Annotated in this window: 11 protein-coding genes and 1 pseudogene; 8 read left to right on the top strand and 4 right to left on the bottom strand. The window is 66.0% G+C overall.

What is annotated here, in order from left to right:
* Window positions 1–6: 6 nt before the first annotated feature.
* The 5 genes from EB235_RS28610 to EB235_RS28590 are packed head-to-tail and all read left to right on the top strand — an operon-like array spanning window position 7 to window position 4,469.
* On the top strand, window positions 7–1,083 hold the full coding sequence (locus tag EB235_RS28610; RefSeq protein WP_027034044.1) for a Gfo/Idh/MocA family protein: 1,077 nt from the start codon (window positions 7–9) through the stop codon (window positions 1,081–1,083).
* A complete protein-coding gene (locus EB235_RS28605; protein ID WP_027034045.1) occupies window positions 1,083–1,904 on the top strand; it encodes a sugar phosphate isomerase/epimerase family protein in 822 nt (273 codons plus the stop codon). The genes EB235_RS28610 and EB235_RS28605 overlap by 1 nt, the downstream gene beginning before the upstream one ends.
* Window positions 1,901–2,734, top strand: coding sequence for an alpha/beta fold hydrolase (locus EB235_RS28600; protein WP_027034046.1), 834 nt, complete (start codon window positions 1,901–1,903; stop codon window positions 2,732–2,734). The genes EB235_RS28605 and EB235_RS28600 overlap by 4 nt, the downstream gene beginning before the upstream one ends.
* Window positions 2,731–3,453, top strand: coding sequence for a ribulose-phosphate 3-epimerase (locus tag EB235_RS28595; protein WP_027034047.1), 723 nt, complete (start codon window positions 2,731–2,733; stop codon window positions 3,451–3,453). Before EB235_RS28600 ends, EB235_RS28595 begins: the two co-directional genes overlap by 4 nt.
* Window positions 3,450–4,469, top strand: coding sequence for an ROK family protein (locus tag EB235_RS28590; protein WP_027034048.1), 1,020 nt, complete (start codon window positions 3,450–3,452; stop codon window positions 4,467–4,469). Before EB235_RS28595 ends, EB235_RS28590 begins: the two co-directional genes overlap by 4 nt.
* 71 nt (window positions 4,470–4,540) lie before the next feature.
* Here the strand turns inward: EB235_RS28590 and EB235_RS28585 are convergent, their stop codons facing one another.
* Complete coding sequence (locus EB235_RS28585) at window positions 4,541–5,869, bottom strand: dicarboxylate/amino acid:cation symporter (protein ID WP_051429813.1); 1,329 nt, start codon at window positions 5,867–5,869, stop codon at window positions 4,541–4,543.
* A 345-nt stretch (window positions 5,870–6,214) separates the two neighbouring features.
* On the opposite strand from EB235_RS28585, the gene EB235_RS28580 reads away from it, so the two are divergent.
* The 3 genes from EB235_RS28580 (at window position 6,215) to EB235_RS28570 (ending at window position 9,911) form a co-directional block, all read left to right on the top strand.
* Window positions 6,215–8,035, top strand: a complete 1,821-nt coding sequence (locus EB235_RS28580; protein WP_027034050.1) for a sensor histidine kinase — start codon at window positions 6,215–6,217, stop codon at window positions 8,033–8,035.
* Entirely contained in the window at window positions 8,032–9,417 is a 1,386-nt protein-coding gene (locus EB235_RS28575) for a sigma-54-dependent transcriptional regulator (protein ID WP_027034051.1), read from the top strand. The genes EB235_RS28580 and EB235_RS28575 overlap by 4 nt, the downstream gene beginning before the upstream one ends.
* Window positions 9,418–9,482: 65 nt before the next feature.
* Window positions 9,483–9,911: a GNAT family N-acetyltransferase gene (locus tag EB235_RS28570; RefSeq protein ID WP_027034052.1), complete on the top strand. Its 429-nt coding sequence runs from the start codon at window positions 9,483–9,485 to the stop codon at window positions 9,909–9,911.
* Here the strand turns inward: EB235_RS28570 and EB235_RS28565 are convergent.
* The 3 genes and pseudogenes from EB235_RS28565 to EB235_RS28555 form a co-directional block, all read right to left on the bottom strand.
* A complete protein-coding gene (locus tag EB235_RS28565; protein WP_027034053.1) occupies window positions 9,908–11,023 on the bottom strand; it encodes an anhydro-N-acetylmuramic acid kinase in 1,116 nt (371 codons plus the stop codon). The genes EB235_RS28570 and EB235_RS28565 overlap by 4 nt on opposite strands.
* A gap of 245 nt (window positions 11,024–11,268) precedes the next feature.
* Entirely contained in the window at window positions 11,269–13,275 is a 2,007-nt protein-coding gene (gene fhuB / locus EB235_RS28560; RefSeq protein ID WP_027034054.1) for a Fe(3+)-hydroxamate ABC transporter permease FhuB, read from the bottom strand.
* Window positions 13,268–14,141, bottom strand: a pseudogene (locus EB235_RS28555) (ABC transporter substrate-binding protein). Before EB235_RS28555 ends, fhuB begins: the two are co-directional and overlap by 8 nt.
* Window positions 14,142–14,161: the final 20 nt, after the last annotated feature.

Genomic DNA, 14,161 nt, shown 5'->3' with positions numbered 1-14,161 from the left:
GAGACGATGATCAAGAAACAAGACAGACGCCTCAGGGTCGGCGTGCTCGGCTGCGGCCCCATCGCGCAGTTCGCACATCTGCAATCCTGCACGAAGGCCGGCAATGCCGATCTCTACGCCATCTGCGATGCGGCGCCCGACCTGCTCGCCCGCATGGGCGCCACCTACGAACCGCAGAAGATGTATGCCGATTATGACGCCATGCTCGCCGATCCCGACTTGGAAGCGGTGATCGTCGCCACCTCTGATGCCTATCACGTGCCGATGTCGATCAAGGCGCTCGACGCCGGCAAGCATGTTCTCTGCGAAAAGCCGATCGGCACCTCGGTCGAGGAAGGCGAGGCACTGGCGGCGGCGGTGAAGCGGTCGGGCAAGGTGCTGCAGGTCGGCCACATGAAGCGCTTCGACCCGGCCCTGGAGGCCGCGCGCGACTTCGTCCGCGATGAGATGGGTGAGGTGCTGGCGCTGAAGGCCTGGTATTGCGATTCCACCCACCGCTACACCAACACCGACGCCATTCAGCCGCTGCCCGTCACCAGCAAGTTGGCGAGGAAACCGGCGGGCAATCCCAAGGCCGATCTGCGGCAATATTTCATGCTGGCGCATGGCTCGCATCTCGTCGACACGGCGCGCTTCCTCTGCGGTGACATCAGGGCGGTCCGCGCCCGTCTCAATGAACGCTTCGGCGCCTATTGCTGGTTCGTCGAGACCGAGTTCGCCAGTGGCGCGCTCGGCCATCTCGATCTTACGGTGGCCGTGCGTATGGACTGGCACGAAGGGTTCCAGCTCTATGGCGAGAACGGTTCGGTGATAGCAAAAACCTTCAACCCCTGGTACTTCCGCGCCAGCGAGGTCGACATTTTTCATGAGAAGGACGCGACCTCGCGCAAACCGCTCGGCGCCGACGGCCATTTCTTCCGCCGCCAGTTGGAAGGCCTTGCCGACACAGTGCTCAACGGCACGCCGATGCGCGGCGCCAATGTCGAGGACGGCATCGCCTCGATCCGCGCCATGGTCGCCATTGCACGCTCGGTGGAAACGGGCGAGCGTGTCGAGCTAGCCTCGGTTTCAGGTGCGGTCTGATGCGTCTCGGCATCTTCGCCAAGACTTTTTCGGGCACCGAGCCGGCCGCCGTGTTGGCTGCGGTGAAGCAGGCCGGCTATGAGACGACGCAATTCAACCTCGCCTGCGCCGGCCTGCCGTCGATGCCGGATGCCGTGCCGCAGAATGCCGTTGTGGCGATCCGCGCTGCCGCGCAATCATCAGGCGTTTCGCTGGCCGCGCTGTCGGGCACCTACAATATGGCCCATCCCGACAAGGCGGTACGTGACGATGGCCTTCGCCGTCTTGCCGTCGTCATCGAGACCGCAGCAGCCCTCGACATCCCGTTGGTCACGCTCTGCACCGGCTCGCGCAATGCCGCCGATCAATGGGCATTTCATCCCGACAACGCCACACCGGCTGCGTGGTCCGACATGGCCATCGAGATGGAGAAAGCGTTGGCGCTGGCCGAGGACGCCGGCGTCGATCTCGGCATCGAGCCCGAGCAGGCCAACATAGTCACCTCGGCAAGCGACGCGACACGCCTGATCGCCGACATGGGTTCGAAGCATCTCAAGATCGTGCTTGATCCGGCGAACCTGTTCGAACACGCGACGCCGGATGAGGCGCGCGCCATCGTTGCCGCCGCGATCGATGAAGCAGCCGGGCACATCGCCATGGCGCATGCCAAGGACCGGTATGGCGACGGCCGCTTCGCCACATCAGGACAAGGAATCGTCGACTTCCCGGATTTCGTCGCGCGGCTGAAGGCCGTAGGCTTCGATGGGGCGCTCGTCACCCATGGGCTGTCCGCCGAAGAGGCTCCCGGCGTCGCCGCGTTCCTACATGGGCTGCTCCGATGAGCGCCGCGCCGACGATCCTGCTGCGCGACGATGCCGCTCTTCGTGTCTTCGACACCGGGCAGGGCAGGCTTCCCATCGTCTTCCAGCATGGCCTCGGCGGCGATGCCGCGCAGGTGGCGCAGAATTTTCCCGACAGCCCATCACGCCGCCGGCTGACCGTCGAATGCCGCGCGCAAGGTGGCTCCGGTGCCGGCAGCAAGCGCCCGTTCTCGATCGACATGTTCGCCGACGACGTGCTGGCAGCTGCCGATGCGGCTGGGCTCGACCGCTTCGTCGCGGGCGGCATCTCGATGGGGGCGGCGATCGCATTGAACCTGGCAAGCCGCCGCCCGGACCGTGTGCTTGGCTTGGTGCTGGTGCGTCCTGCCTGGGCCTTCGACGCGGCGCCGCAAAACATGCGCCCTTACGTCGAAGTGGCGGAGCTCATCCGCGATCATCCGCTGGATGACGCGCGGGACGCCTTTGCGGCCTCCGCCACTGCGGCCCGCTTTCGCAGCGAAGCCCCGGACAATCTTGCGTCCTTGCTAGGCTTCTTCGCCCGCGAAAACGCGGTTATCTTTGCCGAGGTGATGCAGGCGATCGCCAATGACGGGCCTGGCGTGACGCGGGCGGACGCCACTGGTCTCGCAATACCCACGCTGGTCATCGGCAGCGGCATCGATCTCGTCCATCCCCTGGCGACCGCGCGCGAGCTTGCTGGGACCATCCCCAATGCAGCCTTCGCCGAGGTGACGCCGAAAGCCGCCGACAAGGATCGGCATTTCGCCGAAACCCGCGCCGCCATCGGCGGTTTTCTCGACAGACATTTCAACAATCAGGACCAATCATGACTTCAAAGCCCCTGTCAGGCCCCGCGGCAATCGCCGCATTGCCGCGCGATCGCTTGATCGCCGAATTCTCGCTCTGGTCGGCCAATCTCGCCAATTTCGAAAGCGACCTGAAACGGATCGAACCTCATGTCGATCTGCATCACATCGATGTGGCGGACGGCCATTTCGCCCCGTCCTTCCTGTTCTTCCCCGATCTCGTCGCCCGCATCGCCGGGCTGACGGCCAAACCCATCCATGTCCATCTGATGGTCGATGACGCAATCGTCGAGGCACAGACGCGACAGTTCATCGAGGCCGGCGCCGACATGATCAGCGTCCATGCCGAGAATGGAGAGGCGGGATTGCGTGCCGTGCGGCTGGCCCGTGAACTCGGCGCCGAAGCCGGCGTTGTACTCAGGCTGGAGACGCCGGTCGAGGCGGTGAGGCCTTTCGTCTCCGAGGTTGCCTTCGTCACGCTGCTGGGCACCGCGATCGGCGTCAAGGGCCAGAGCCTGTCGGAGAAGGCCTGCGACAGGCTGGGTGCTGCCCGCGCCATCCTGCGAAAGGCTGGCCGCGAGGCGGACGTGGTTCTCGCCGCCGACGGCGGCATACGCCACGAGACCGTGCCGTTGCTGCGTGCTGCCGGGGCCGAGACTGTGGTCTTGGGATCGCTCGCCTTTGGCGACAAGGACCTGGCCGGCCGCATCGGCTGGCTGCATGGGCTGAAGGTCGCGGCATGACCACTGAAGCGGCCCTCGCGATCGATCTTGGCGGCACCGAGCTTCGTGCCGCCCTGGTTGACCGTGACGGCAAGATTCTGGCCTTCGCCGCCGTGCCGACGCAGGCACAGGCTGGGCCCGACGTGGTGATCGGCCAGATCGAGGCGCTGGCCGCGACAGTTCATGCCGAAGCGCCAGGCCTCGCCGTCGTCGGCGTTGGCGTCGGTGCGCCAGGCCCGCTCGATCCGCTGGCCGGCATCGCGGTTGGACCGCCGACGCTGGCTGGCTGGCAGGATGTGCCGCTGGCGGACATTCTCGAGCGTCGGCTCGGCCTGCCGGTGAGGCTGGAGAACGACGCCAATGCGGCAGCACTTGGCGAATGGCGCTTCGGTGCCGGCCACGGCGCGCGCTCGCTGGTCTTCGTCACGGTCTCCACCGGCATTGGCGGCGGTGTCGTTGCCGACGGGCGCATCCTGCATGGCCGCCGTGGCCTGGCCGCCGAGATCGGCCATATGACCATCACCAATGAGGGCGAGCGCTGCGTCTGCGGCGTCGTCGGTTGCTTCGAGGCCATCGCCTCGGGCACGGCGCTTGGCCGCCGCGCCAACGCCGCGACATCGGCCTTTGACGGCTCGACGCTGCGCCGCCTCTCGGCCAATGCCGAGGTCACGGGTCGCCACGTGGTCGATGCGGCGCGGTTGCAGGACGATCTCGCCGTGGCCCTGCTCGAGGAGGAAGCGCGCTGGCTGGGCGTCGGCTTCACCAATCTCCTGCATCTCTATTCGCCCGACGTGCTGGTCGTCGGCGGCGGCATCGCCAATGGCCTCGACCTGATGCATCCGGTCATCGAGGCGACCATCCGGCAACGCGCCATGCGCGCCTATCGCGACGTGCCTGTCGTCCAGGCGCAGCTTGGCCGCCACGCCGGCCTGGTCGGCGCCGCCAGCCTTATCCTGTTCGACGATGGCAGCCTGGCAGCCCGCATGCCGGTCGGTCCAAGCACGTTCCCGGAAGCGCGGAGGGATTTCAACGGCTGACACGTCATGTAAAAAAATGGCCGGAGGCATCGCTGCCTCCGGCCATTTGCATTGCCATGCGATCGCGCGGATTACTCGGCGGGAACGACATCCGCCGGCAGGCTGTCGTCGGCTGTTCCAGCCAAGGCTCTCGCCAGCTTCGCCTCGTCGAGCTCGCCTTCCCAGCGGGCGACAACCAGCGTGGCGACGGCGTTGCCGATGAAGTTGGTCAGTGCCCGGCATTCCGACATGAAGCGGTCGACACCGAGGATCAGCGCCATGCCGGCGACCGGCACCGATGGCACGACCGAAAGCGTGGCGGCGAGCGTGATGAAGCCGGCCCCGGTGATGCCTGCGGCACCCTTGGACGAGAGCATCGCCACCAGCAGCAGCAGGATCTGGTCGCCGATCGAGAGATGGATGTTCGTCGCCTGCGCGATGAACAGCGCCGCAAGAGTCATGTAGATGTTGGTGCCGTCGAGGTTGAAGGAATAGCCGGTCGGGATGACCAGGCCGACCACCGAGCGCTTGGCACCGGCCTTCTCCATCTTCTCCATCAGCGAGGGCAGGGCTGCTTCCGAAGAGGAGGTGCCCAGCACCAGCAGCAGCTCTTCCTTGATGTAGCGGATCAGGGACAGGATGGAGAAGCCGTTGTAGCGGCAGACGGCACCCAGCACGACGAACACGAACAGAAACGAGGTGGCGTAGAAGGTGCCGACCAGCATGGCGAGGTTGATGACCGAGCCGATGCCGTATTTGCCGATGGTGAAGGCCATGGCGCCGAAAGCGCCGATGGGGGCTGCCTTCATCAGCACGCTGACCAGCTTGAACATCGGCGCCATCAGCGCCTGCAGGAAGTTGAGCACCGGTGCGCCCTTGTCGCCGACCAGCGCCAGTGCGATGCCGAACAGCACCGAGAAGAACAGAACCTGCAATATGTCGCCATCGGCGAAGGCGCCGACGATCGTGCCGGGGATGATGTTCATCAGGAAGCCGGTGACCGACTGGTCATGTGCCTTGGCGGCGTAGGTGTTGACGGTCGAGGCGTCGAGCGTCGCCGGGTCGATGTTGAAGCCGGCGCCCGGCTGCACGACATTGGCGACGATAAGGCCGATGATCAGCGCCAGCGTCGAGAAAGTGAGGAAGTAGAGCATCGCCTTGCCGGCGACGCGGCCGACCTTTTGCAGGTCGCTCATGCCGGCGATCCCGGTCGCGACTGTCAGGAAGATGACCGGGGCGATGATCATCTTGACCAGCTTGATGAAGGCGTCGCCGAGCGGCTTCATGCTCTCGCCGATCGATGGATAGTAGTGGCCGAGCAGGATGCCGACGGTGATTGCCACCAGCACCTGCACATAGAGTTGGGCATAGAGGGGCTTGCGCTGCGCGGCGGGCGCGCCGGATTGGTCTGCGATCTGCATGAAAACTCTCCCTGGCCGGATGGACGGAACCCGCCCTGCGTGACTTCTCCCATCGCGGCGTTCCGGTTGCCCGCCGCTAGCAAGGAGTTTTGCAAGCGCTGTGCCAGATCGGAGAAAGGCCGGAATCCCCACATTTCGGCCCTTTTGCGAGGTCCAGGGCTAAATGCGTGTGCGGATTTCCGCACACGAAACGTTTGCCTGGGCGGAATTTCGCATTAGAGTGGCGGCGAGGCCGCTAAAGCAATTCCAGGAAAAGTGTGAGCGGTTTTCCGCCCGGAATTGCGCCAGAGAAAAGGGAGAGGGCAGACGACGCAAGCTGGCACCGATAGCGGGTCCGGTCGTGACTTGCTGCGCGAGGCGGTTGGCCGGCTGCGCGATGGCCGCTGGCTTATCGTCCTCATCGCGCTTGCGATCCTGGCTGGCGCCATCGCCATTGCCGGGCGCATAGCCTCCGGCCAGGCGGCCGACGATCTTCGCGACACAGCGCTTGCCGCTCTGCCGCTGGCGGCGGGAACCCTGACCGGCGAAATCGAAAAGCAGCGCCTGGTGCCATTGGTGCTGTCCCGCGACGATGCTGTGCGCGGGGCGCTGCGCCGGGCCGGAACGATGCAGGAAGCGGCCCTCAACGACAAGCTCAAGGCGATTGCCGGCGACGCCTCGGCGTCCGCCATCTATGTCATCGATACGGCGGGCATCGCGATATCGGCCAGCAATGCCGGTGAGCCGACGAGCTTTGTCGGCATCGACTATAATTTCCGCCACTATTTCAACGAGGCGCTGGCGAAGGGCTCTGCCAGCCAGTATGGCCTCGGCACGATCAGCGGCCGGCCGGGACTCTATCTTTCGAGCCGCGTCGACGACAACGGCAAGCCGCTGGGCGTCGCGGTGTTGAAGGTCGAACTCGACGGCGTCGAAGCCAATTGGCGCTCCAGCGGGTTCCTCGTTTTCGTCACCGACGAACGCGGCGTGGTACTCGCCACCAGCCAGCCCGAATGGCGGTTTCACGCGCTGGCGCCGCTCTCCGCCGAAGACGCCGCCGCTGCCCATGAGCAACTGCAATTGACGGACGCCGCGTTTGAACCCCTGCCGATACGGCGCGGTGCCGGCGACGGCCTGGCGACGATCGACAGCTCCGGCAAGCCGCGCCAGTTCGTCGAGGTGGTGCAGGACTTGCCGGGTGCGGTCCCCGGCTGGCGTCTCTGGCTCTTGACGCCCGCCGACGCTGCTCTCTCGTCCGCGGCCAACACGGCGCGGCTGACGACGCTGCTTGGGCTGCTGCTGACCGGCTTGCTTGCCTACGTGCTCACCCGCCGCCGCCGTACACGCCGGCTGCGGCAGGACGCGCTGGCGCGCATGAATGCCGAACTGGAAAGCCGGGTCAGCACGCGAACGGCCGAACTGACGCGCTCCAATACGGCACTCGCCGGCGAAATCGCCGAGCGTGAAAGCGCCGAGGCCAAGGTCCGTCGGTTGCGCGACGATCTCGCCCAGGCCAATCGGCTGTCCATCCTCGGCCAGATCGCGGCCGGCGTGGCGCATGAGATCAACCAGCCGGTCGCCGCGATCCGCACCTATGCCGAGAATGCCGGCCGCTTTCTCGAAGGCGGCAAGACCGAGCCGGCGAGCGGCAATCTGACCTCGATTGTCTCGATGACCGAACGCATCGGCGCCATCACCAACACCTTGCGCACCTTCGCCCGCCGCCCGGGCGTGGCCGCTTCGCCACTACCGGTACGCGAGGCGATCGACGGCGCGCTGTCGTTGCTCTCCGGCCGCATCCGCGATTCCGGCGTCACCATCGTCAAGCCGCGCGGCAGCGCCTCGCCGATGGTGATGGCGAGCCGCATCCGGCTGGAGCAGATCCTCGTCAACCTGTTGCAGAACGCACTGGATGCCATGAAGGACCAGCCCGATCCCCGCATCGAGATTGGACTCGCCGAGCACGACGACCGGGTGCTGATTTCGGTGCGCGACAACGGTCCCGGCCTCGGACCGGAGGCGGCCGCCAATCTGTTCATGCCGTTCCAGACCACCAAGGAGAAGGGGCTCGGCCTCGGGCTGGTGATCTCGCAGGAAATCGCCCAGGAATTGGGCGGCACCTTGCAGCTCGATCCCGACAGCACCAGCGGCGCTTCCTTCACCATCGATTTGAGGCGAATTGAATGACGCAGGGATCAGGGCTGGTGGCGCTCGTCGACGATGATGCCGACCTTTTGCACGCCACCACGCAATTGCTCGAGCTTGCCGGCTTCACGGTGGTCGCGCGCGATGCCGCCGAGGCAGCCCTTGCCATCGTAGACCGGAATTTCGACGGCGTCGTCGTCAGCGACATCCGCATGCCGGGCATGAACGGGCTGCAGCTCTTCGACCGCATCAAGGCAATCGACCCCGACATACCGGTGATCCTGGTCACTGGGCACGGCGATGTTGATCTTGCCGTGGCCGCGCTCAAGGACGGCGTCTACGATTTCATCCCGAAACCCTATGCCGGTGATCGCCTTGTCGAGGCACTGAAACGGGCGAGCGAGAAGCGGCGGCTGGTGATGGAGAACCGGCGACTGCGCGAAGCCGCCGCACTGGCCGCCGACGGCCTGCCGCTGATCGGCGAGGCGCCTGCCATCCACCGGCTGCGCGAAACCTTGCGACAGATCGCCGACATGGATGTCGACGTGCTCGTGGAAGGCGAGACGGGAACCGGCAAGGAAGTGGTGGCAGACCTCTTGCACAGGTGGGGCCGGCGCCGGGCCAAACCCTTCGTGGCGTTGAACTGCGGCGCTCTGCCGGAGACCGTCATCGAAAGCGAACTGTTCGGCCATGAGGCCGGCGCGTTCACCGGCGCGCAACGGCGACGCATCGGCCGCATCGAGCATTCCAGCGGCGGCACGCTGTTCCTCGACGAGATCGAATCCATGCCGCCGGCCCTCCAGGTCAAGCTGCTGCGGGTGCTCGAGACGCGCAGCCTCACCCCGCTTGGCTCCAACGATATCAGGCGTATCGATTTGCGGGTTGTCGCGGCAACCAAAGTCGATCTCGGACGGCCGGACCAGCGCGGCGATTTTCGCGAGGATCTCTATTTTCGCCTCAATGTGGTGACGTTGCGCATTCCGCCTTTGCGCGAACGGCGCGGCGATATCCCGATGCTGTTCGGGCATTTCCTCGGCAAGGCGGCGGAACGCTTCGGCCGGCCTGTCGCCAAGGTGAACGCCGCCGTCAGCGATCATCTCCAGTCGCATGCCTGGCCGGGCAATGTGCGCGAGCTCGCGCATTTCGCCGATCGCGTCGCGCTCGGTCTTGGCCCGGACGACGAGACGAAGGCGGTCTCACCGCAATCGCCGGAGCCTGCAGGCTCGCTGCCGGCGCGCGTGGGCCACTACGAGGCGCAACTCATCCGCGACGCGCTGCGCGACCATGGCGGCGATGTGCGCGGTGCCATCGACGCCCTCGGCGTGCCGCGCAAGACGTTTTACGACAAGCTCAAGCGCTACGGCATTGCCGCATCCGAATTCCGCAACAGCGGCGATCCGAACCCTGTTCGAGAGCAGACATAGATTGCGCGAGAACCTTACGCTTCGTATCGCTTCATCCCATCCAGCTGAGCTTTCCGGAAAGAGCCATGAACACGACCCTCGAAACAACGGCAAATCCCTTGCCGGAAGACCTCGCCTTTCTCAGCGAACAGCTGACGGCCTTCAACGACGGCGATGTCGGCGCGTCGGAAAGAAAAGCGCTGGCGGTGTTCGTGCGCGACGAGGATGGCGCGGTCGTTGCCGGGATTTCGGGTTACACGGCGTGGGGCTGGCTCTACGTGCAATGGCTGTGGGTCGATGAGCGGTTGCGCGGCCAGCATATGGCAGGTCAGATGCTGGCCGCAGCCGAACAGCAAGCTGTGGCACGCGGCTGCCAAAACGCCTGGATCGACACCTTCAATCCAAACGCCGCCAAGGTCTACCAGCGTCAGGGCTATCAGCCCTTCGGCGCGCTGGCCGATTTCCCGGTCGGCCGCAGCCGCATTTTCCTGCAGAAGAAACTGTCGCTGGTCTAACTGGCGAGCTTTCCGCCACGCATCGGCTGCGGCGCGCCGGTGGTGCTTGGAAAACTGATCGGCAGGCCGCGCAGCACGCGAACCGCGAGGAAGGCAAAACACTCGGCCTCGACAGCGTCGCCGCTCCAGCCGAGGCTTTCCGCCTGCACCACCTCGACGCCGGCGCGGCTCGCGAGCATGGACATCATTGTCGGGTTATGTCGGCCGCCGCCGCTGACCACCAGCTTTTTCGGCCGGTGTGGCAAGAGGTCAAGTGCCTTGCCGACGGCTGAGGCGGTGAAGGCGGTGAGCAAGGCCGCACCGTCCTCGGTGTTGAGGCCGTCCGCCATGGCGGCACCGAAGTCGAAACGGTCCAGTGATTTGGGGTAGGGCTTGCTGAGATAGGGGTGTTGCAGCAGCTTGGCGAGCCGGGCTTCGTCGACGGTTCCCGCGCGGCCAAGCGCGCCGTCGCGATCCATTTCGCCGAGCCCCTTCGACTTGATGAAATCGTTGAGCGGTGCGTTGGCGGGCCCGGTGTCGAAGGCGACGACATTGTCGGCGCCGTCCCACCAGGTGATGTTGGCGACGCCGCCGAGATTGAGCACGGCCACCTCGCCGCTGGCGCTGGCGCTGCGCATCAGCGCGGTGTGATAGACAGCAGCCAGGGGCGCGCCCTGTCCGCCGGCGCGAACGTCGGCGGAGCGGAAGTCGTAGGCGACCTTGGTGCCCAATAGCGCGTGCATCAGCTCGCCGTCGCCGAGCTGCCGGGTCTGGCCAATCCGTCCGGGTTGCGGCGCGCGATGCAGCACTGTCTGGCCGTGGAAGCCGACCACGCCGATATCGGCCATCGTCATCCCGTGGCCTTCGACCAATACCCTGACCGCCGCCGACTGCGCCCGCGTCAGCGCTTCCTCGGCCTCAGCGAAGATTGCCGGTTCCGGCCCGACAAAGTTCCAGGCCCGCGCCTGTTTCAGCGTCTCTTCCAGCAGGGAGCGGATCGACGGGGGATAAGGCATCAGCCGGTAGGTGCCGAAATCATCGATCCGCTCGCCATCTGTCTTGATCAGCGCGACGTCGATATTCCCGTCAAGCACCGTCCCGGTCATCAGCCCGACGGCCCAGATTGGTTCCATGGTCGTTTCCTTATTGAGCATGATCTTGTCCGAAAACCGATTCCCACTTTTCGGGATCATGCTCCAGCTCCATTCATGAGATCGCCCGGCTGCTGGTGCGCGGTGATTCCGTTGTTGCAATGAGGTGTCGGACGGATTTGGCCCACGGGCAAGGTCTCCGTTTGGTTGTTGCAGAACTCGATCCACAGTCCCGCGCCGGCTTCGGGAACTCAAGCTTGCCCCGGAGGCACGCCGCACCAGCTTTGTCAGCCTTGGCGCGGCACACCCCTGGCAAGTAGGTAGACGAGATACGGCCCGCCGAGCAGCGAGGCGAACAGGCCGGCGGGCAGTTCGTAGGGAAAGGCCGCCATACGCGACAGCCAGTCCGAGACGGTCATCAGCAAGGCGCCCAGAAGCATCGCGCCAGCGAGATGAACCCGAGCGCGGGAGAACCCGATGAGCCGGGCAAGATGCGGCGCGATCAGGCCGACGAAGCTCAACGGCCCGACGACCATGGCTGACAGTGCGGTCAGCAGCGCGGCGACAAGGATCAGCGTCAGCCGCCCGCCGGCGACCGGCACGCCAAGCCCGCGAGCGCTGACGGACCCTAGCGGCAGGATGTCGAGCCAGCGGGCCGCCAGAAACAGCGGCAGCGTCAGCGGCAACAGGCAGGCCAGCGCAACCGATGCGTCCATGGCGGTTGCTTGACCTATCGAGCCACTCAGCCAGCGCAGCAGGACGTAGGACTGCGCGTTGCCCATCGCGATCGTCGCGGTGATCGCGGCACTGTACAGCGCGCTCATGGCGATGCCGGCAAGCAGCAGGCGCTCGGCACCGAATTTCGCTCGCGCGGCGATGGCCAGCATGGCGATCAATGCCGCCAGCGAGCCCAGGGCCGAGCCGGCCAGCTGCCAGCCGAGCCCGGCTGTGGCGCTGACCACCAGCACGACGGTCAGGCCGGCGCCGGCGCCGGTGCCGACACCAAGCACTTCGGGACTTGCCAGCGGATTGCCGGTGACCCGCTGGATGACCACCCCGGCGGCCGCCAGCATGGCACCGGCGGCAGCCGCCACGCCGATGCGTGGCGCGCGCCAAGCGGCGAGATCGGTCAGCAAATCACCGCTGGCGAATGACCAGCCTGTGGGGCCGCGGCCGACGATCAGCGCCACCGCGACGGCAACAAGGGTGAGCACGACCAAGAGCAGAACGATGAGCCACGGTCGATCGGCTTTGCGCGGTGCATCCCCGTTCGAGCCGAGATGCGGCCACTCGAACATGCGCAGCCGTGGCAACAGCCACAGTAGCAGCGGGCCACCGAGAAGCGCTGTGCCCGCGCCGGTCGGAATGCGTTCGCCACCGGAGCCGGCGGCGAGCTGCACCAACCCGTCCGTCAGCCACAAAAGGATGGCGCCGATCAGCGGTGCGGCGATCAGTTTTTGGCGCAAGGTGCGTGCGCCGGAAAGCGTGGCCAGCGCCGGCGCGGCAAGGCCGATAAAACCAATGACGCCGACCTCCGCCGCGACGCTCGTCGCCATCCACACGGCCAACGCGATGACGAGAAGGCGGCTTGAGTGTCGGGCAACGCCCAGGCCGCGCGCCGAGGCATCGTCGAGGCCGAGGATGGTCAGCGGCCGCAGCAGCATCAGCGCGGCAACGGCACCGGCCGCCAACCTGACCGTAAGCGCGATGGCTGGCCCCCAATCCTGCTGGACCAGTGACCCACCGCCCCAGATGAACAGCGAGAACAGATATTCGCCATTGGCGAGGATCAGCGCCGCACTGATCGAGCTGGCGGTCAGCGCCACCATCATGCCGGCCAGCACGACGGAGACCGGCTCGAGCCCGCGCCGCCACGTCAAGCCCAGCACCAGCAGCACCGCCGCAGTGCCACCGGCAAAGGCGACCAGGCCTTGCGACCGCTCCATCAAAAACGGCGCGTAGAGCGAGGCTGCCGTCATCGCCAGTTGCGCGCCGGCCGAAATGCCAAGCGTTGACGGCTCGGCCAGCTTGTTGCGCAGCACATGTTGCAGCAGCAGGCCGGAGAGGCCGAGCACGGCGCCCGCCAGAACGGCCACCGCGGCGCGCGGCAGCGTGCTGTAGAACAGGATGACATGGTCGAGATAGACGCCGTCGCCCGGCGGCGGCGCCGGCCACTGCATGCCTAGGCGCCATGCGAACAGCAGCGCCGCCATTGCCGCCAGGAAGCCCCATAGGGCGATCGGCGACAGATTGGCGCCTCTCGTGGCGCGATGATCGACTGCGCGCTCAGCCATGGGCGGCAAGCGCTGCCGCCGCCAGGCGTGCAAAACGGCGTGCCGACGGCAAGCAGCCGAAATGGTTGATGGCTTCGAGCACCGTGACACGGTTACGGTGCACGGCCGGCAGCGCATTCCACAAGGCATTGGACGGAAGCGAACGTCCGACATCGGCCGGCAGCGGCGGGACGATCAGGATCGACGCTTCGGGCACACGTGCCAGTGCCTCCAGCCCCACGGGTGCTGCCGCGCTATAGCTTGTCTCGTCGGTCCAGGCATTGGCCAGGCCGAGACGTGTGAGCACATCGCCGAACATGGCGTCGCGGCCGAAAGCGCGAAAGTGCCGGCTGTCGCCAAGGCTGATGACGAAGGCCGGTCGTCCGGACGATGGCGGCAAGGTGGCACGAAGGCCTTCAATTTCAGCTGACGTCTCGTCGACGTAACGCTTCGCCCCCGCCTGTCGGCCGAGCTGCTCACCCAGGGCCAGCGTGGCTGTCTCGGCGAGCGCGTAGGGAGGCACACCGGCCTCGTAGACTGGTTGCGCAAAGACCGGCGCGATGCGTTCGAGCATCGGACGCTGGTATTCGTAGAAATTGGAGATGACGATCAGGTCCGGCGCGATGATGCGCAGCAGCTCGTAGTTAGGCGCGCCGCGCAGTCCGAGATCGGTCACCGATTGAGGGACGGCCGGCTCGACCACGATCTTGCGGAACTGGATGAGTTCGGTCGCCGCCATCGGGTTCGATGCCAAGCGCCAGCAACGTCTCCAACATCCCCCAGTCGATCGCGGCAACGCGCATTACCGCAGCCCTGGCTGCGATCGGCGGCAGCAAGGAAGCTGCCGCCAGCGCAAGCACCTGCCGTCTGTTGGGCAGGTGCTTCATTGCTGGCGGGTTCGGCACAC

This window comes from Mesorhizobium loti R88b (genome assembly GCF_013170845.1).
Taxonomy (GTDB): Bacteria; Pseudomonadota; Alphaproteobacteria; order Rhizobiales; family Rhizobiaceae; genus Mesorhizobium; species Mesorhizobium loti_B.
This window is presented reverse-complemented; position numbering and strand designations above follow the sequence as displayed.

Bases quoted from the DNA above. Each gene is read 5' to 3' on its own strand.
- EB235_RS28610 (WP_027034044.1), top strand. From the start codon at position 7: ATGATCAAGAAACAAGACAGACGCCTCAGGGTCGGCGTGCTCGGCTGC.
- EB235_RS28605 (WP_027034045.1), top strand. From the start codon at position 1,083: ATGCGTCTCGGCATCTTCGCCAAGACTTTTTCGGGCACCGAGCCGGCC.
- EB235_RS28600 (WP_027034046.1), top strand. From the start codon at position 1,901: ATGAGCGCCGCGCCGACGATCCTGCTGCGCGACGATGCCGCTCTTCGT.
- EB235_RS28595 (WP_027034047.1), top strand. From the start codon at position 2,731: ATGACTTCAAAGCCCCTGTCAGGCCCCGCGGCAATCGCCGCATTGCCG.
- EB235_RS28590 (WP_027034048.1), top strand. From the start codon at position 3,450: ATGACCACTGAAGCGGCCCTCGCGATCGATCTTGGCGGCACCGAGCTT.
- EB235_RS28585 (WP_051429813.1), bottom strand. From the start codon at position 5,869: ATGCAGATCGCAGACCAATCCGGCGCGCCCGCCGCGCAGCGCAAGCCC.
- EB235_RS28575 (WP_027034051.1), top strand. From the start codon at position 8,032: ATGACGCAGGGATCAGGGCTGGTGGCGCTCGTCGACGATGATGCCGAC.
- EB235_RS28570 (WP_027034052.1), top strand. From the start codon at position 9,483: ATGAACACGACCCTCGAAACAACGGCAAATCCCTTGCCGGAAGACCTC.
- EB235_RS28565 (WP_027034053.1), bottom strand. From the start codon at position 11,023: ATGGAACCAATCTGGGCCGTCGGGCTGATGACCGGGACGGTGCTTGAC.
- fhuB (WP_027034054.1), bottom strand. From the start codon at position 13,275: ATGGCTGAGCGCGCAGTCGATCATCGCGCCACGAGAGGCGCCAATCTG.